Source organism: Aeromonas sp. R1-2 (genome assembly GCF_040908505.1).
GTDB lineage: Bacteria > Pseudomonadota > Gammaproteobacteria > Enterobacterales > Aeromonadaceae > Aeromonas > Aeromonas veronii.
The window spans coordinates 41,800-60,026 of record NZ_JBFODU010000034.1 but is presented as its reverse complement, the minus strand read 5'-3'; the positions used below and the strand labels follow the sequence as shown (position 1 = coordinate 60,026).

At 59.7% G+C, this 18,227-nt stretch carries 13 protein-coding genes and 7 tRNA genes; 16 read left to right on the top strand and 4 right to left on the bottom strand.

The window, feature by feature from the left end; all coding sequences use genetic code 11:
• Positions 1-92: 92 nt before the first annotated feature.
• The 7 genes from AB5Y76_RS13780 to AB5Y76_RS13750 all read left to right on the top strand — a co-directional run bounded on the left by AB5Y76_RS13780 (position 93) and on the right by AB5Y76_RS13750 (position 791).
• Positions 93-168: transfer RNA gene (locus tag AB5Y76_RS13780), tRNA-Gly, on the top strand.
• Between the two features lie 37 nt (positions 169-205).
• Positions 206-281, top strand: a tRNA-Gly gene (locus AB5Y76_RS13775).
• 33 nt (positions 282-314) lie between these two features.
• Positions 315-390: transfer RNA gene (locus tag AB5Y76_RS13770), tRNA-Gly, on the top strand.
• Between the two features lie 25 nt (positions 391-415).
• Positions 416-491: transfer RNA gene (locus AB5Y76_RS13765), tRNA-Gly, on the top strand.
• A 24-nt stretch (positions 492-515) separates the two neighbouring features.
• Positions 516-591 (top strand) — tRNA-Gly (locus AB5Y76_RS13760).
• 24 nt (positions 592-615) lie between these two features.
• Positions 616-691: transfer RNA gene (locus AB5Y76_RS13755), tRNA-Gly, on the top strand.
• 24 nt (positions 692-715) lie between these two features.
• Positions 716-791: transfer RNA gene (locus AB5Y76_RS13750), tRNA-Gly, on the top strand.
• Between the two features lie 228 nt (positions 792-1,019).
• Here the strand turns inward: AB5Y76_RS13750 and AB5Y76_RS13745 are convergent.
• The 3 genes from AB5Y76_RS13745 to AB5Y76_RS13735 all read right to left on the bottom strand — a co-directional run bounded on the left by AB5Y76_RS13745 (position 1,020) and on the right by AB5Y76_RS13735 (position 4,374).
• Positions 1,020-1,229 (bottom strand): cold-shock protein, encoded by a 210-nt coding sequence (locus tag AB5Y76_RS13745; RefSeq protein ID WP_005338972.1) that lies wholly within the window; start codon positions 1,227-1,229, stop codon positions 1,020-1,022.
• A 273-nt stretch (positions 1,230-1,502) separates the two neighbouring features.
• A complete protein-coding gene (locus AB5Y76_RS13740) occupies positions 1,503-2,171 on the bottom strand; it encodes a LysM-like peptidoglycan-binding domain-containing protein (protein ID WP_263718601.1) in 669 nt (222 codons plus the stop codon).
• Positions 2,172-2,271: 100 nt separating this feature from the next.
• Positions 2,272-4,374, bottom strand: a complete 2,103-nt coding sequence (locus AB5Y76_RS13735; RefSeq protein ID WP_263718603.1) for a methyl-accepting chemotaxis protein — start codon at positions 4,372-4,374, stop codon at positions 2,272-2,274.
• 252 nt (positions 4,375-4,626) lie between these two features.
• Here AB5Y76_RS13735 and gltX point away from each other — a divergent pair, with 252 nt between their 5' ends.
• On the top strand, positions 4,627-6,042 hold the full coding sequence (gltX, locus tag AB5Y76_RS13730; RefSeq protein WP_368177742.1) for a glutamate--tRNA ligase: 1,416 nt from the start codon (positions 4,627-4,629) through the stop codon (positions 6,040-6,042).
• A gap of 144 nt (positions 6,043-6,186) precedes the next feature.
• Here the strand turns inward: gltX and AB5Y76_RS13725 are convergent, their stop codons facing one another.
• Complete coding sequence (locus tag AB5Y76_RS13725; protein ID WP_263718608.1) at positions 6,187-7,437, bottom strand: methyl-accepting chemotaxis protein; 1,251 nt, start codon at positions 7,435-7,437, stop codon at positions 6,187-6,189.
• A 101-nt stretch (positions 7,438-7,538) separates the two neighbouring features.
• On the opposite strand from AB5Y76_RS13725, the gene AB5Y76_RS13720 reads away from it, so the two are divergent.
• From AB5Y76_RS13720 to AB5Y76_RS13685, 8 genes are all read left to right on the top strand, one after another.
• Complete coding sequence (locus AB5Y76_RS13720; protein ID WP_005354446.1) at positions 7,539-8,291, top strand: potassium channel family protein; 753 nt, start codon at positions 7,539-7,541, stop codon at positions 8,289-8,291.
• Positions 8,292-8,437: 146 nt separating this feature from the next.
• Entirely contained in the window at positions 8,438-9,043 is a 606-nt protein-coding gene (locus AB5Y76_RS13715) for a TIGR04211 family SH3 domain-containing protein (protein WP_005335443.1), read from the top strand.
• A 316-nt stretch (positions 9,044-9,359) separates the two neighbouring features.
• A complete protein-coding gene (gene putA / locus AB5Y76_RS13710) occupies positions 9,360-12,524 on the top strand; it encodes a bifunctional proline dehydrogenase/L-glutamate gamma-semialdehyde dehydrogenase PutA (RefSeq protein ID WP_263718613.1) in 3,165 nt (1,054 codons plus the stop codon).
• 220 nt (positions 12,525-12,744) lie between these two features.
• A complete protein-coding gene (gene nudC / locus AB5Y76_RS13705; protein ID WP_263718615.1) occupies positions 12,745-13,524 on the top strand; it encodes an NAD(+) diphosphatase in 780 nt (259 codons plus the stop codon).
• Positions 13,525-13,706: 182 nt separating this feature from the next.
• Positions 13,707-14,774, top strand: a complete 1,068-nt coding sequence (gene hemE / locus AB5Y76_RS13700) for a uroporphyrinogen decarboxylase (protein ID WP_005335440.1) — start codon at positions 13,707-13,709, stop codon at positions 14,772-14,774.
• 112 nt (positions 14,775-14,886) lie between these two features.
• Positions 14,887-15,816, top strand: coding sequence for an ROK family protein (locus AB5Y76_RS13695; RefSeq protein WP_263718618.1), 930 nt, complete (start codon positions 14,887-14,889; stop codon positions 15,814-15,816).
• A 60-nt stretch (positions 15,817-15,876) separates the two neighbouring features.
• Positions 15,877-16,887, top strand: coding sequence for an erythrose-4-phosphate dehydrogenase (epd, locus tag AB5Y76_RS13690; protein ID WP_263718620.1), 1,011 nt, complete (start codon positions 15,877-15,879; stop codon positions 16,885-16,887).
• Between the two features lie 61 nt (positions 16,888-16,948).
• Positions 16,949-18,112: a phosphoglycerate kinase gene (locus tag AB5Y76_RS13685; protein WP_005335436.1), complete on the top strand. Its 1,164-nt coding sequence runs from the start codon at positions 16,949-16,951 to the stop codon at positions 18,110-18,112.
• Positions 18,113-18,227 lie beyond the last annotated feature (115 nt).

The following is an 18,227-nucleotide window of genomic DNA, read 5'->3' as shown; positions in this document are numbered from 1 at the left end:
AGCCCTTGCAATTGGAATGACTGCTCTTATAATTCGGCTCCCGTACAGTAGCGCAAGCAACCAAATGCTGTACGGCCTGTTTTAAGGTAGTTGCGGGAATAGCTCAGTTGGTAGAGCACGACCTTGCCAAGGTCGGGGTCGCGAGTTCGAGTCTCGTTTCCCGCTCCAAAAATCTGATGATGACACTGGTGCAAACCAGCCCGATGCGGGAATAGCTCAGTTGGTAGAGCACGACCTTGCCAAGGTCGGGGTCGCGAGTTCGAGTCTCGTTTCCCGCTCCAATCATCAGCCAGCCTCAAGACAACCAAATTGTTGCGGGAATAGCTCAGTTGGTAGAGCACGACCTTGCCAAGGTCGGGGTCGCGAGTTCGAGTCTCGTTTCCCGCTCCAAAAAATTTGTAAGTGATATTCCGATGCGGGAATAGCTCAGTTGGTAGAGCACGACCTTGCCAAGGTCGGGGTCGCGAGTTCGAGTCTCGTTTCCCGCTCCAATCACTTGCAGATGACATTCTGTTGCTGGAATAGCTCAGTTGGTAGAGCACGACCTTGCCAAGGTCGGGGTCGCGAGTTCGAGTCTCGTTTCCCGCTCCAAACATTTGTAAGTGACATTCCGTTGCGGGAATAGCTCAGTTGGTAGAGCACGACCTTGCCAAGGTCGGGGTCGCGAGTTCGAGTCTCGTTTCCCGCTCCAATCACTTGTAAATGACATTCTGTTGCGGGAATAGCTCAGTTGGTAGAGCACGACCTTGCCAAGGTCGGGGTCGCGAGTTCGAGTCTCGTTTCCCGCTCCAATCTCTCTTCGAAGTTTTCATAATCCCTTTGAATTGCCCTTCAAGTCGCGCTGCGATGCTTTGTCGTATCTGGCGTTTACTCAGCGTGTCTCTGCCGCCTTCTGCAAACAGGAAGGTGGTACGGGTTCATTGTGCGGGTTTTACGAGGGAAAGGTGGTTGGCAGGAAGAATTGCGGGCAAAAAAGAGGAGGGGCCTTGGCTCCTCCTGTATGATTCACTGGCGCGGGCTTAGACCAGAGTAACGTTTTCAGCCTGAGGGCCTTTTTTGCCCTGGGTCACAGTGAACTGGACTTTTTGACCTTCAGCCAGGGTTTTGAAACCGGTGCTCTGGATGGAGGAGAAGTGAACGAATACGTCCGGACCCTGGGATTGTTCAATAAAGCCAAAACCCTTGGTTTCGTTGAACCATTTTACTTGGCCGGTGCGAATGTCAGACATGTGCTAAATCCTATCAATAACAAAATGAAACTAAGCCCGTGCTGGGCTGCATTTGCCTTGCAAGCAGGGGTTGGCTCATGACTGACCACGTCTCTTTGTCCCAGTAGCACGTAGAACAATCCCTGTCTAAAGCACAAACGATTGTACGTTAGCGCCGATCCTTGTCAATTTGACCCCTTTCGTTTTTTGAACAAGCTAAAAATATTGTGAAGTCAGTAGCTTATTTGAAGATATTTGACTGAAAAAAACGGGAGGCCAGCGCCTCCCGTTTTGTTATTCCTTGAGGGCGAACCCTTCGCCCTGCCGGTCGTAGCGGTAAACCGCCTGACCGTAGGAGCGGATCTCCACCCGCTGGATGCGGCGGGTGTCGTCCACCAGGATGAAGATAGAGCGGCCCGATTGCAGGCGGGTCAGGGGGCGATCCGGCCCCTCGATGGCGATCAGGCGGCTCAGCTCGGCACCCGGCAACTCGAATTTACGCCAGATGGAGTAGAGGGTCTCACCCGCTTGCACATCGTGTTGCAGCCAGGTGCCGTTGACCTTCTCTTCGACCGGCTTGGCTGCCGCGGGCGCACTGCCTGCCACGCCATTGCCGACAGTTAGAGCTTGAGCAGGCACGGCCAGCGGCACTTCCAGTGAGCCGGAAGGGGCTGCTTTGGGGGCGGATGGTGCCGGCTCCCAGGCCAGCACCAGCAACCAGAGCGGGATCAGGATCAGCAGACCTATGGTGTTCTTGCGCGGCAGCGGGCTGCTCAGCTTGAATTTGCCGGTGCTGGCACTCTGGCTGCGCGGGGCGGGCTGCTGCTCATTTTTGCCAAATCGTTGGCGCAAGGACTCTGTTGCTGCATTGATACGATGGAGCAGGGATACTTGTGATTCGTCTTTGCGACGCTGCTGGGCTCGTCTGTTATGGCCACGTGGGCGACGGTCCGGGGTGGGCACGGCATTTACCTCTCACTGCATTGCCTGCCATCAGGCAAATTTCGCCGCCTATGGTAAACGGACTCGCCCCCGAGGGGGAGAGTCCTGAGGCGGAAAATTATCAGCTGAGACGAAATTGACCCAATAATTGCTGCAATTTGTCGGCCGCCTGACGCAATGCTTGACTGGCTTTGGCCGTTTCGGTCGCATCCTGAGCAATGTCGTTGGCCAGTGCGTTGGTTTTTGACAGGTTGCCGGAGACGGTTTCTGAGACCGAGCTCTGCTCTTCGGCGGCGGAGGCGATCTGATAGGTCATGTCGTTGATGGTGGAGATGGCCTGGTAGATGCTGCCTAGCGCCTCTTCCGCCAGATCCGCTTCGCCCACCGCCTGATGGGTCAGCTGCTGGCTCTGGGTGATAGCGTTGACTGCATTGGTGGAGCTGAGGCGGATCTTCTCTATCAACTCCTGGGTGTTCTGTACCGCCTGCTGGGTATTGCCCGCCAGTTTGCGCACCTCGTCGGCCACCACCGCAAAGCCGCGGCCCTGTTCGCCAGCCCGGGCAGCCTCGATGGCGGCGTTGAGAGCCAGCAGGTTGGTCTGATCGGCAATCCCCTGAATGACGGTGAGGATGCTGGTGATCTGGGCGCTGTCGTGAGCCAGCCCTTCCACCACTTCGGCCCCTTTACCGGCTTCTGCCGCGACCTTGTGCATCGACTGGATCACCTGCTGGAAGCGCTCCTTGCCCTGATCGGCTGCGCCTTGCGCCTGTTTGGCCGAGTCGGCGGTGTTGTTGGCGTGGGTGGCGACCTCCTGACTGACGTAGGACATCTCCTGCACCGCGGTCAGCATCTGCTCCATCTCCGCCTGATGGTGCTGCAGGTTGTTGTCGGTCTGGCCGGCGATGCGATCGGTATCACCGGCGTAGCGGTTCACCTCGCTGGCAGTCTTGAGCACATCCCCGAGCAGCCCTTGCAGCTTGTCGATAAAGCGGTTGATCCCCTTGGCGAGATCCCCCAGCTCATCCACCGAGCGGGTCGTGAGGCGTTTGGTGAGATCCCCTTCACCATCGGCGATGTCATCCACCAGGCTGACCATCTGACGGATGGGGCCAGTGATGCTGCGGGCAATCACCAGCATGGTGGCCAGCGCCAGCACCAGTACGATAACGGCGCCCACCAATTGCTGGGTCATGGCTGCCTGGTTCATGTCGCTCAGCTGGCTCTCCAGCTGATCGGCCCCCGCCAGTACCACCTTGTAGGGCAGGGTGACGATGATGGCCCAGTTGCGGCTCATTCCCGGCACCATGATGGGGACGGAAATACGCAGATTGTCGTTGAGCTCTTCACGTTGCTCCTGCTGTTGCAGGTACTGTTTCCAGTTGTTGCCCAACAATTCTTTGGCATGCTTGCCCAGCATAATGTCATTGCCGCTGGTACCTGTAATCACACCAGCTGCGCTGACGATCAGGGTCTCCCCTTGGCCATCATAGATGTTGTTGTTGAGACTCTTGGCCTGCTGGTTAAGGGCAGTAACCTCAAGATCGACGCCGATGATCCCCTTGAAGTCTCCGTCAATAAACAGTGGGGATGAGATGGTACTCAGCATGACTTGCTTGCCATTGACATCAAATACATAGGGATCGATAAGGCATGCACTTTTATGCTGTTGGGGGCAACTGTAATAGTCGTTGGCTGGGTTACCGAAGCTGTCGGTATCCGTTTTGGTAATGGAGTAAAGCAGGTCTGTGCCTATAGACCCCCCATCACGGTAGTAATAGGGAACAAACCGGCCATTACTGTCACTGCCCAGCTCCTTCTGGCCGACATAATTACTATCTTGCTCGTCCAGTGCATTGGGCTCAAATCCCGCCAAGACGCCATATATCTGAGGGTCTGTGGTCAACGTCTTTTTCATTAGCGCAACAACATTGGGGCGCGTCAGTGGTAGCTCCTTGGAAATGGCCAGTTGAACCACTCCTGCAAGTTGTTGGTCATATGCCAATGCCTTTTGTAGCAGTTGGGTGATGGTGGCCGCCTCGGCGCGGGCATTGGCGCTGACTTTCTGCCATGCCTCCTGCTGCAGCGCTTCACGGCTGGAGCTGATGGTGAGTTGTTGGGTCTGTTGGCCGGAGTATTGGTTGAGCAGGATCAGGATGACCAGGGCTGCGGTCATGGCGATCCCGGCCATCACTAGAATGCGATTCTGGATAGAACGGAACTGCATCGTCTCTTCCTTTTTAGTAGCGGTGTTATTTGGATATCGACCGAAGCCGACAGTGGTTGTAGCAAATAGGAAATAGAACTTCTGTTTTGCGATCCCCTTCAAATATCAGGCGGCAAGCGCCCCGCCAGTAAATTTAATCCCCTACTTTAGCCCGCAATGGCGTCATGGTTTTCCCATCCGTGATTGTCGGTGCTAAAATGCGACGGTTTTTTCTAACGAATTGGCCCAAGGCCCTCTACACAAGGCTTAAAGATGAAAGTCAAAACCCGTTTTGCTCCCAGCCCGACCGGCTTTTTGCATGTCGGCGGTGCCCGTACCGCACTCTATTCCTGGTTGTTTGCAAAGAACCAGGGCGGTGAGTTCGTGCTGCGTATTGAGGATACCGACCTGGAACGTTCCACTCAGGAGGCGATCGACGCCATCATTGAGGGCATGGAATGGCTGGAGCTGAACTGGGATGAGGGCCCCTACTACCAGACCAAGCGCTTCGATCGCTACAACGGTCTGATCGACGAGATGCTGGCCGATGGCCGCGCCTACAAGTGCTACTGCTCCAAAGAGCGTCTGGAAGCACTGCGCGAAGGCCAGATGGCCAACGGCGAGAAGCCCCGTTATGACGGCAAGTGCCGCGACCACGCCCATGACCACCCGGCCGATGCGCCGCACGTCATCCGCTTCCGCAACCCGACCGAAGGTTCTGTGGTGTTCGATGACCATGTCCGTGGCCGCATCGAGTTCGCCAACACCGAGCTGGACGATCTGATTATCCGCCGTACCGACGGCGCGCCGACCTACAACTTCTGCGTAGTGGTCGATGACTGGGATATGGAGATCACCCACGTGGTGCGTGGTGAAGACCACATCAACAACACCCCGCGCCAGATCAACATCTACAAGGCGCTGAACGCGCCGGTGCCGGAGTTTGCCCACGTCTCCATGATCCTGGGTGACGACGGTGCCAAGCTCTCCAAGCGCCACGGTGCTGTCTCCGTGATGCAGTACCGCGATGACGGCTACCTGCCGGAAGCGCTGCTGAACTATCTGGTGCGTCTGGGCTGGTCCCACGGCGATCAGGAGATCTTCAGCCTCGACGAGATGATCAAGCTGTTCAGCCTGGATGCCATCTCCAAGTCCGCCTCTGCCTTCAACACCGACAAGCTGCTGTGGCTGAACAACCACTACATGCGCAGCCTGGATCCGGCCTATGTGGCCAAGCATCTGGCATGGCACATGGAAAACCAGAAGATCGACACCAGCAATGGCTCGGCACTGGCCGACGTGGTCACTCTGCTGGCCGAGCGTTGCAACACCCTGGTTGAGATGGCTGCCCAGAGCCGCTATCTGTTCGAAGATTTTGAGGCGATCGACGAAGCGGCTGCCAAGAAGCACCTGCGTGGTGTCGCTGCCGAGCCGCTGGCTCTGGCCAAGACCAAGCTTGCTGCACTGGATAGCTGGACCACCGAAGCGCTGCACGAACTGATTGAAGCGACCGCTGCCGAACTGGGTCAGGGTATGGGCAAGGTTGGTATGCCGCTGCGCGTAGCCGTCACCGGTCTGGGTCAGTCTCCTGCTATCGACGCGGTAATGGCGTTGGTAGGTAAAGAGCGTGTTCTCGCTCGTATCGACCGCGCACTGGCTTACATCGAAGCCCGCATGGCTGCCGAGTAAGTGCTGCCGATGTGGCAGGCGAGGGGATAACCCCGCTCTGCCACATGCTGAATAGCAAAAATCCGAAACCACAGGTTTCGGATTTTTTTATGGCCAGAGCGGTGGCGGGGCATAATGACGGTCATGCCCGACAAAGGAAAGCTGTCAGGCGAGCTTGAAGGACTGGATCTGGCTGTCGAGCTCCTTGCTGTGCTGCTCGACCAGTTCGGAGGCCTCTTGCAGTTCGCGCAGCACCACGACGGAGCCTTCGGCGATCTGCTTGACCTGCTCCAGATTGCCGCGCATCTCTTCGGCGACCGAGCTTTGTTGCTCGGAGGCGGCGGCGATGTGGCGGTTCATGTCGGCGACACCCTGTACCCGCTGCACTATGGTGGCGAGCTGGGTACCGGCCTGGGTCACCTGTTCCACCCCCTTGTCGGCCTGCTGTACGCTTTGGGCCATCAGCTCGCCAGCCTGATGGGCATTGCCCTGCAGCTGTTCGATCATCTTCTGGATCTCGACGGTGGCGGCCTGAGCCCGGTTGGCCAGCTCGCGCACTTCGGAGGCCACCACGGCAAAGCCACGACCTGCTTCACCGGCGCGAGCCGCTTCGATGGCGGCGTTTAGTGCCAGCAGGTTGGTCTGTTCCGAGATGCCGCGAATGGTGTCGACCACAGAGCCAATGCGCTCGACCCCCTGCTCCACCTCGTTGACCACGGTGGCGGAGCGCTGGATGTTGCCGGAGAGGGTGTCTATGGTGCTGACGGTCTCGGCGACGCAGCGGCTCCCCTCTTCCGCCAGCTGGCTGGTTTCGGCGGTGGCGTGAGAGGCCTGATCCGCATGGGCGGCCACTTCGCGAATGGCGCCGACCATCTGGCTCATGGCGCTGGCCAGCTGTTCGATCTGGGTGAACTCTTCGTTGATCGCTTCGTTGGCCTCTTCCATGCAAAGGGTCACCTGGGAGGCGATGTCGTTGAGCTCCTTGCAGGCGGCGCGCTGGTTGCCAAACACCTCTTTGAGGTTCTCCTGCGAGTGGGAGACCGCCTTGGCGATGTCACCGAATTCGTCACGAGACTTGAGCAGTACCTTGTGGCTGAGGTCCCGCTTGGCGAAGCGCTCCAGCAGGCCCACCAGATAGTGCACCTGCTTGACCATCAGGCGGGAGCCGGTGAGCAGCAGGATCACGAACAGCAGCCCCATGATGGCGGTCTCCATCAGACCGGTCCAGAGCAGGCGATTGGAGATCGCATCCGCCTTGGCGGGATCGAGCCCTTCGCTGAGCAGGGTCGCTTCCAGATTGTTGGCGTCAAACCAGAGTTTTGTCAGTAGCAGGAGGGTACTGAACACCATCAGCAGCACCACTTTGGGTACCAACCGGATGTTGCTCATTCTTTTCTCCAGCAGGTTCAGCTGCATTGTCATTCTCCTTTTAAAAGCCGTTTTTTCCTTTGCCCTCAGGACTATCGGCATTATCTTCTCTTTTATTAATTTGCTCTGTGCTTAAAGTTGGAAAATGTATGCGACATCACTTAACTCATCTGCGGGCGATGGATCTGCTGATGGCATTTCTGTCGATTATCTCGGTTGTGCTGGTGACGGCCCGCTGGTGGGGCCATGAGAGCCTGACACCACAGACTCTGCAGCTCTTCTATGACCTCGACAGTCTGATCTGCTACTTCTTCCTCGCGCACTTTGCTTATGGTTGGATCCGGGCCTCCGATCGCAAGGCCTATTTCAAGGCCAACTGGATCTATCTGCCGGGTAGCCTGCCGATGGCGGAGCAGCTGCGCTGGGCGCGGTTGATCCAGTTGTGGCGGGTCTATCAGCTGTTCAAGGAGCACCCGGATCTCTGGGCCATGTTCCGTCGCGAGCGCAACGAGACCACTCTCTCCGGCATCCTGTTCCTCTTTTTCCTGCTGCTGGGGGTGGGCTCCGGCGTCATGTACTGGATTGAGTCAGGCCAGCCCGGCAGCCAGATTGAGACACCCTATGACGCGTTCTGGTGGACGCTGGTGACCCTCTCGACAGTGGGTTACGGGGATCTGGTGCCCAAGACCGAGGAGGGGCGGTTTGTCGCCAGCCTGCTGATCCTGTTCGGGGTCGGTCTGTTCGGTGCCATCAGCGGTTTTATGGCCAGCCTGTTTTTGCAGCCCAACAAGGGGGATGGCGAGACCGACAAGTGGCGTCATCACTACAACAACCAGCAAGAGGAGCTGCTGCGGGAGATCCGCGCCCTGCGCAGCGAGGTGCAGGAGCTGAAAAACAAGTGAGGCCGCAGATGGGCAAGTTGCGAGGTGACTCGCAACTCTGCGCGTATTATCCCGGGGGAGGTGCTTTTTCTTTGCTTGTCCTTTAACCTGCTGGCGGCTTAACATTCAACCTCTTGTCCAAACCTGAAAAAGAGAACCGATCGACCATGCGCGCCCTTCTCGGGATTTTGATCTGCTTGTGTGCCCAACAGGCACTGGCCGATACCCGTTATGTTTCAGACAACATCTTTACCTATATCCACAATGGCCCGGGTACCCAGTACCGGATCCTTGGCAGCGTCAAGGCTGGTGAACCGCTGGAGGTAAAGGCGGTGAACAGCGAGGCCGGTTTCACCCAGGTGGTGGACGGTCGTGGCCGCGAGGGGTGGATCAAGAACAGCGAACTGCAGAGCCAGATCAGCCTGCGCGAGCGTCTGCCCCAGGTGGAAAAAGAGCGCGATGAGCTTAAAGATCGATTGCAGAACCTTAACGGTGACAACGAGAAACGCTTCACCGAGAAGGATGGCCAGATCGCTGCCCAGAGCAAGGAGATCGCCGCCCTCAAGGCTCAGCTGGTCAGTCAGGGTGAGGAGATGAGCAATCTCAAAGAGCAGAATGATGCCCTGACCCAGAGCTACGACAACCAGGAGCACGACATGCAGATGGACTGGTTTATCCGTGGTGGTGCCATGGTGGGGGCCGGTATTCTGCTTGGCATCCTGCTGCCCATGCTGCCCCGTCGTCGCAGCCGCGGCGATCGCTGGATGAACTGACAGCCTTTGGCTGAATGAATTGCTGAGAAGGGTCGCCGTGGCGGCCCTTCTTTTTTGGGGCGCATTGGGCGGAATGCGTGACTGCTTTGCGATAGAGAGGCAGTGGCAGATCGTATACAAAATGAAGTCAGATGACCCTCACGCTTCCTGGTGTATTGGCTTCAAAAGGGAATTCATGGGGGGAATGAGCGATCTTTGTTAAAGATTGGCAACAAATTCATTTCATATAGGGTGCAACATTGTATACATTATCGGCGTTTCGGCGGCGCGTCCGCCTTTGTCGATATCAGCCCTAGGGCGTACAGGAAGACCCCATATGTTCAAAGCTACTCAAGTGCTTGCCGCTGACTATATCCCCTCCGATCTGGCCGCCCTGCGCGAAGCCATCACCCAAAACTACGTGGTGGATGAAAATGCCTATCTGGCCGAACTGTCGGCCATGTTGCCGGGGGATGGCGCCTCGCTGGAGCAGGTGACCCAGCGTGCCCGTACCCTGGTGACCAAGGTGCGCAAGGAGAGCGGCTCCGGTGACGGTATCGACGCCTTCCTGCAGGAGTACAGCCTCGATACCCAGGAGGGGATCATCCTGATGTGTCTGGCCGAGGCGCTACTGCGCATTCCCGATGCCGAGACCGCCGATGCCCTGATCAAGGACAAGCTCTCCGGCGCCAACTGGTCATCTCATTTCCGCAAGAGCGACTCTACTCTGGTCAACGCCTCCACCTGGGGGCTGATGCTGACCGGCAAGATTATCAAGCTCGACAAGAAGCTCGACGGCAACCCGGCCAACCTGCTGGGGCGCATGGTCAACAAGCTGGGGGAGCCGGTGGTGCGCTCTGCCATGTATGCCGCCATGAAGATCATGGGCAAGCAGTTCGTGCTGGGACGCGACATGAAGGAGGCGCTCAAGGCGAGCCGCAAATCCCGCGAACTGGGCTACACCCACACCTACGACATGCTGGGTGAATCGGCACTGACCATGCAGGATGCCGACAAGTATCTGACCGATTACCGCAACGCCATCGAGGCGGTGGGCAACGAGCGGATCAGCGACGGCGGCCCGGCCCCTTCCATCTCCATCAAGTTGTCGGCGCTGCATCCACGCTATGACGTGGCGAACCGCGAACGGGTGCTCGGCGAAATGTGCGAGCGGCTGGTGGGGCTGGTGCGTCTGGCCCGCGACAAGGATGTGGCCATCAGCATCGATGCCGAGGAGATGGACCGCCTTGAGCTGTCGCTGGATCTGTTCGAACAGCTCTACCGCTCCGATGCCAACCGTGGCTGGGGCAAGCTCGGCATGGTGGTGCAGGCCTACTCCAAGCGCGCGCTGCCGGTACTCTGCTGGCTCACCGCGCTGGCCCGCGAGCAGGGTGACCTCATTCCGGTGCGACTGGTAAAAGGCGCCTACTGGGACAGCGAACTGAAATATGCCCAGCAGGCGGGCCTGCCCGGCTATCCGCTGTTTACCCGCAAGGCGGGCACCGATATCTCCTACCTCGCCTGCGCCCGCTACCTGCTGAGCGAGCCGACTCGCGGCTTTATCGCCCCCCAGTTTGCCACCCACAATGCCAATACCGTGGTCAGCATTCTGGAGATGGCCGGTGATCGCCAGTTTGAATTCCAGCGTCTGCACGGTATGGGGGAGGAGCTGCACAACGCCGTGCTGAACGACAATCCCGGCCTGCACTGTCGCATCTATGCGCCGGTCGGCGCCCACAAGGATCTGCTGCCCTATCTGGTGCGCCGCCTGCTGGAAAACGGGGCCAACACCTCCTTCGTTCACAAGCTGGTGGATCCCAATACCCCGGTGGACTCGCTGGCCGAGCATCCGCTGCGCACCCTCAAGCGCTACTCCGGCTTTGCCAACGACCGCATTCCGCAGCCGGTGAACCTCTTCACCGACCGCAAGAATTCCAGCGGCGTCAACATGAATATCCTCTCCATCCAGCGCCCCTTCTTCGCCCGCTTGAAAGAGCTGGAGAGCAAGCAGTGGCTGGCGGGCCCCATCGTCGATGGCGAGACCCTCAAGCGCAGCGAGGCACGCACCGTGCTGAGCCCGCAGGATGTGAGCCTCACCGTCGGCAAGATCCACTGGGCCGACGAGCAGGCGGTGGAACAGGCTTTGGCATCCGCCCACGCCGCCTTCCCGCGCTGGCGTGAAACCCCGGTGAGCGAGCGTGCCGCTGCGCTGGAGAAGCTGGCAGGTCTGCTGGAAGCGAACCGCGAGCAGTTTGTCTCCCTCTGTACCCGCGAGGCGGGCAAGCTGCTGCAAGATGGCATCGATGAGGTGCGTGAAGCGGTGGATTTCTGCCGCTACTACGCGGTGCAGACCCGCAGCCTGATGGGGCAGGCGACCCTGCTGCCCGGTTATACCGGCGAGCAGAACGAGCTGTTCCTGCAGGGGCGCGGGGTGTTTGTCTGCATCAGCCCGTGGAACTTCCCGCTGGCGATTTTCCTCGGCCAAATCGCCGCGGCGCTGGCCACCGGCAATACCGTCATCGCCAAACCGGCGGAGCAGACCGGCCTTATCGCCCATCTGGCGGTGACACTGGCCCATCAGGCCGGTATTCCGGGCGACGTGCTGCAACTGCTGCCCGGTGACGGTGCTACCGTCGGCGCCAAGCTGACTGCGGACTCGCGCATCGGCGGCGTCTGCTTCACCGGCTCCACCGAGACCGCCAAGCTGATCAACATGACCTTGGCCCAGCGCGATGGCGCCATCCTGCCACTCATCGCCGAGACCGGCGGTCAGAACGCCATGATCGTTGACTCCACCGCGCTGCCGGAGCAGGTGGTGCGCGACGTGGTGAGCGCCGCCTTCCAGAGCGCCGGTCAGCGCTGCTCGGCCCTGCGGGTGCTCTATCTGCAGGAGGAGATTGCAGAGCGGGTGCTGGAGATCCTCACCGGCGCCATGCAGGAGCTGAAAGTGGGCAACCCGGCCGAGCACAACACCGACGTCGGCCCGGTGATCGATGCCGATGCCAAATCCGGTCTCGATGCCCACCTCGCCTACATGATCCCGCGTGCTCGCCTGATTGCGCAGGCGCCGATGCCGGCCGCGACCATGGAGGGACACTTCGTCCAGCCGACCGCACTGGAGATCGGCTCCATCCGCGAGCTGGTCAAGGAGCAGTTCGGCCCCATCCTGCACGTGGTGCGCTACGCCACCCGGGATCTGGACAAGGTGATCAGCGATATCAACGGCACCGGCTACGGTCTGACGCTGGGGATCCACAGCCGCAACGAATCCCACGCCGAGGAGCTGGCGAGCCGCATCAACGTCGGCAACGTCTACATCAACCGCAACCAGATCGGCGCCATGGTCGGGGTGCAGCCGTTCGGCGGCCAGGGGCTCTCCGGCACCGGCCCCAAGGCAGGCGGCCCCCACTATCTCGGGCGGTTTGTTACCGAGAAGACCCGCACCATCAACACCACAGCGGTGGGCGGCAACGCCTCCTTGCTGGCGATGGGCGATGCCTGATCCGCGTCGATAGAGGCCGGATACTGGATACCGGATAACAGCGGGCCGCCTTCGGGCGGCCTCTTTATTTGCGCCATCCGTTTTTACGAATGGGACAATCGGCCACGGCGGGGTCGTCAGCGACCCGTGCTGGTCGTAAGATGGGAGTCATTCGCGCGGCGCTTGCCCCTTGGCGGGCCCGCCGTAGCCAGGGTTTTGTTTTAACGAGAGTGTTTATCTGATGTCATTAACCGAACAAGCCCGCTGGTTCGTGCTGGGGGGCGATCATCTGGTACTGCTCGATCAGCAAGGTCAGGTGCCACAGGGCAGTAAAGCGTGTCTGCCGGCTGAGCTGGTTGACGCCCCTTTCGAGCGTTTCGACGAGTGGCAGGGACTGCCCTGTTATCTGCTGGATCTGGGGGACGAGGCCGGCACGAGCGCCATGGCCCCCCTGCGCCAGCTGATGGTGGCGGGAGACGAAGAGGGCTTTCGTCTCGCGGGCCGCGCCTGGCAGCTCGCCACCTTCCGCCGCACCCACCGCTTCTGCGGCGAGTGCGGCGCCCCCATGACTCCGAAGGCGGGGGAGTGGGCGCAGGTGTGCCACCTCGGCCACACGGCCTATCCGCGTATCTCCCCCTGCATCATAGTGGCGGTGCGCAAGGGGCCGGAGATCCTCTTGGCGGCCCATCGTCGTCACTATCAGGCGGACGATCCCATGTATACCGTGCTGGCCGGCTTTGTGGAGGCGGGAGAGAATCTCGAGCAGTGCGTGGCGCGGGAGGTGTTCGAGGAGAGCGGCATCCGGGTGCGCAATGTGCGCTATGTGGCGAGCCAGCCCTGGCCATTCCCCCACAGCCTGATGATGGGCTTTACCGCCGACTACGAGAGCGGCGAGATCAGGGTGCAGGATGACGAACTGGTGGCTGCCGATTTCTTTGCCGCAGACCGGCTGCCGCGTTTGCCGCCCCACGGCACCATCGCCCGACGGCTGATCGAGCGTTCGCTGGCGGGCGAGGGGTAACGAGGCGCTTATCTTTTCGCCAATCTTTTTGCACTTCTTGTTACAAGCGGGGCGGTCAGGTTTGCGCCCCTTCACATCTTTGCAACCGCGCGCCCATTTGCCACGTTTTGGGCAGTCCGCTTGGCTGGGCAAAGTGGTATTATGGCCGCCATTTTATGCGTGATACGAACTCAGGAACTGGGATGAAAGAGCTGAAGAACGATCGATACCTGCGCGCTTTGCTGCGTCAGGACGTGGATATGACCCCGGTATGGATGATGCGCCAGGCTGGCCGTTATCTGCCGGAATACAAGGCGACTCGCGCCCAGGCGGGGGATTTCATGTCCCTGTGCCGCAATGCCGAGCTGGCCTGTGAAGTCACCCTGCAGCCGCTGCGCCGCTACCCGCTCGATGCCGCCATTCTCTTCTCCGACATCCTCACCGTGCCCGATGCCATGGGGCTGGGGCTCTACTTCGAGCAGGGTGAAGGCCCGCGTTTCGAGCGTCCGATCACCTCCATGGCCGACGTGCAGGCGCTGCCCATTCCGGATCCGGAAGATGAGCTGGGCTACGTGATGAACGCGGTGCGCACCATCCGCCGTGAGCTCAAGGGCGAAGTGCCGCTGATCGGCTTCTCCGGCAGCCCATGGACTCTGGCCACCTACATGGTGGAGGGGGGCAGCTCCAAGGCATTCACCAAGATCAAGCAGATGATGTACGCGGAGCCGCAAACCCTGCACCTGCTGCTGGACAAGCTGGCCGACAGCGTGATTGCCTATCTCAACGCCCAGATCAAGGCGGGTGCGCAGGCGGTCATGGTGTTCGACACTTGGGGCGGTGTGCTCACCCCGCGCGACTACCGCGACTTCTCCCTGCAGTACATGCACAAGATTGTCGATGGCCTGATCCGCGAGCACGACGGTCGCCGTGTGCCGGTCACTCTGTTCACCAAGAACGGCGGTCAGTGGCTGGAGCAGATAGCAGCCACCGGTTGCGATGCGCTGGGTCTGGACTGGACCACCGACATCGCCGATGCCAAGCGCCGGGTCGGTGACAAGGTGGCGCTGCAGGGCAACATGGATCCCTCCATGCTCTACGCTACCCCGGCTCGCATCCGTGAAGAGGTCGCCTCCATCCTGGCCGGTTTCGGCCACGGCAATGGCCACGTATTCAACCTCGGCCACGGCATCCATCAGGATGTGAACCCGGAGCACGCCGGTGTGTTCGTCAACGCGGTGCACGAGCTCTCCGCCCAGTACCACGGTCGCTAAAGCTGGGGCGAGAGAAAAAGAGTTTGTTTGATATCCGGGGCCGTCAGGCCCCGTTTTACATTAAAAAATGGCGCCGCGACGACGAGAGCGTGGCGCCCGTGCAGGAGGCAAGATGAGCAGCAAGTCACTGGATTGGGGTATCGATCTTGGCGGTACCAAGTGTGAATGCGTGGTGCTGGATGGCGACGAGGTACTGCTGCGCCACCGCATCCCCACCGAGCGGGCGGGCGGTTATGACCACATGATCGGCCAGATTGCCAAGCTGGTGGCAGAGTGCGCCGAGAAGATTGGCCAGCGCCCGGCCGTCATCGGCATGGGCACGCCGGGGGCGCGGGATCCGCAGACCGGCCTGATGAAGAACTGCAACACCACCGAGCTCAACGGCAAGCCGTTCAAGGAGGATCTGGAGCGCAAACTGGGCGTGCCGGTACTGATCGCCAACGACGCCAACTGCTTCGCGCTGGCAGAAACCCATCTCGGTGCAGTGCGTCAGCACCATCCCGATGCGAAAGTGGTGTTCGGCATCATCATGGGCACCGGAGTCGGCTCCGGCATCGTCATCAACGGCCAGATCCTCAACGGCCACCACGGCATCGCCGGTGAGTGGGGCCACAACGTGCTTTCCCCCGATGGTCCCGAGTGCTACTGCGGCAAGCGCGGCTGCGTCGAGACCCTGATCAGCGGCCCGGCGCTGGAGGCCTGGTACGAGGCCAAGGCCAAGCGCCGCCTCTCGCTCGCCCAAATCGCGGCCGCCACGGCTCACGATCATGTGGCCAAGCTCACCATCGACCGGCTGCTCCTGCTGTTTGGTCAGGCGCTGGCCAACGTGGTCAACATTCTCGACCCGGATGTGATCGTCATCGGCGGCGGGGTGGGCAATGTGCAGAGCCTTTACAGCGCCGGGCGGCAGACAATTTTGCCCTTCCTCTTTAATCCCCGCTTCAGAGCCCCCATTATTGCTCCTGCCCTTGGCGACAGTGCCGGGGTATTCGGGGCGGCACTGCTGGCCCGCGGTGAATTCAAGGAGGCCCTGCTGTCGTAGCCGGGGCTCCCGGGCGGCCGGTGCGCCGCCCTGTTGCTGGTTCAAGGAAACGGATTCTCGATGATCAAGATTGCCATCAATGGTTACGGGCGGATCGGTCGCAACGTGTTGCGAGCCCTCTATGAAAGCGGGCGCGACAAGACCATCAAGATCGTCGCCATCAACGAGCTGGCGGCCCCCGAGGCCATGGTGCACCTGACCCGTTACGATACCAGTCACGGTCGCTTCCACCATCCGGTGCAACTGGCGGGCAACAGCATGCTGGTGGGGGAGGATCTCATCTCCCTGTTTGCCGAGCGGGATCCGTCAAAGCTGCCGTGGCGGACGCTGGGGGTGGACGTGGTGCTCGATTGCACCGGGGTATTCGGCTCGCGGGCCGATGCCGAGCTGCATCTGGCGGCGGGGGCGGGCAAGGTGCTCTTCTCCCACCCGGCGGATGCGGATGTGGATGCCACCGTGGTCTACGGGGTCAACCATCATACCCTCACCGGAGCGGAGCGGATCGTCTCCAACGCCTCCTGTACCACCAACTGCGTGGTACCGGTGATTGAAACATTGCATCGAGAATTCGAGATAAATTGTGGTACTATTACGACAATTCATTCGGCCATGCATGATCAGCAAGTCATCGATGCCTACCACAGTGACTTGCGCCGAACCCGCGCTGCCAGTCAGTCCATCATTCCGGTGGACACCAAGCTGGCAAAGGGGCTGGAGCGTATCCTGCCCCACTTCGCCGGCAAGTTTGAGGCGATCGCGGTGCGGGTGCCGACCATCAATGTAACAGCGATGGATCTCAGTATTACTGTTCGTAAAAAAGTGACAGTTACTGACGTAAATCAAGCCCTGCAACGGGCATCCAGAGGTACATTACACGGTATTCTGGATTACACGGAAGAACCTCTGGTCTCCGTAGACTTCAATCATGATGCACACTCCTGCATCATTGATGGTACCCAGACCCGGGTGAGCGATGCCAACCTCGTCAAGATGTTGATGTGGTGCGATAACGAATGGGGCTTCGCAAACCGGATGCTGGATACCACCCGGGCCATGATGGCCGCAGGCTGAGCCTGCCCCGGGCGAAAGGTTACTGTTTTTAACATTACCTGGAAAATATAGAGGACTGAATATGTCTGTTATCAAGATGACTGACCTGGATCTGGCGGGTAAACGCGTTCTGATCCGTGCTGACCTGAACGTACCGGTAAAAGACGGCAAGGTCACCTCCGATGCACGTATCGTTGCGACTCTGCCGACCATCAAGCTGGCTCTGGAAAAGGGCGCCAAGCTGATGATCACCTCCCACCTGGGTCGTCCGACCGAGGGTGAATACAACGAAGAATTCTCCCTGGCTCCGGTTGTCAACTATCTGAAAGACGCTCTGTCCTGCCCGGTTCGCCTGGCCAAGGATTACCTGGATGGCGTAGAAGTCGCTGCCGGTGAGCTGGTTGTGCTGGAAAACTGCCGCTTCAACAAAGGCGAGAAGAAGAACACCGAAGAGCTGGCCAAAAAATACGCCGCCCTGTGTGACGTCTTTGTAATGGATGCGTTCGGTACTGCTCACCGCGCCGAAGGTTCCACCTACGGTGTGGCACAGTTCGCTCCGGTCGCCTGTGCCGGTCCGCTGCTGGCGGGTGAACTGGAAGCGCTGGGCAAAGCCATGCTGAAGCCCGAGCGCCCGATGGTTGCCATCGTTGGCGGCTCCAAGGTCTCCACCAAGCTGACCGTTCTGGAGTCCCTCTCCAAGATCGCTGACCAGCTGGTTGTCGGTGGTGGCATCGCCAACACCTTCATCGCTGCTGCCGGTCACAACGTCGGCAAGTCCCTGTGCGAGCACGACCTGATCGACACCGCCAAGAAACTGGCTGCTGAGACCAACATTCCGGTGACCACCGACGTGGTTGTAGGTGCCGAGTTCTCCGAGTCCACTCCGGCGACCATCAAGTCCGTCTCTGACGTGACCGACGGCGACATGATCTTCGACATCGGCCCGGATTCTGCCAAGGCCCTGGCTGACATCATCATGAACGCCAAGACCATCCTGTGGAACGGCCCGGTTGGCGTGTTCGAGTTCGACCAGTTCGCTGAAGGTACCAAGGTTATCGCTGAAGCCATCGCTGCTTCTCCGGCCTTCTCCATCGCTGGCGGTGGTGACACCCTGGCTGCCATCGACAAGTTCGGCATCGCTGACAAAGTCTCCTACATCTCCACTGGCGGCGGCGCCTTCCTGGAGTTCGTAGAAGGCAAGGTACTGCCGGCTGTTGCGATTCTGGAACAGCGCGCCAAAGCCTAATTGACCCGGAACGGGGGGCAAAAGCCTCCCGTTTCGTTTATCATGTGCCCGCTGTGCCGGTTCATGATGAACCCCCCATTTTTTATTAACGGCATACGAGACAGGACGATTAAAC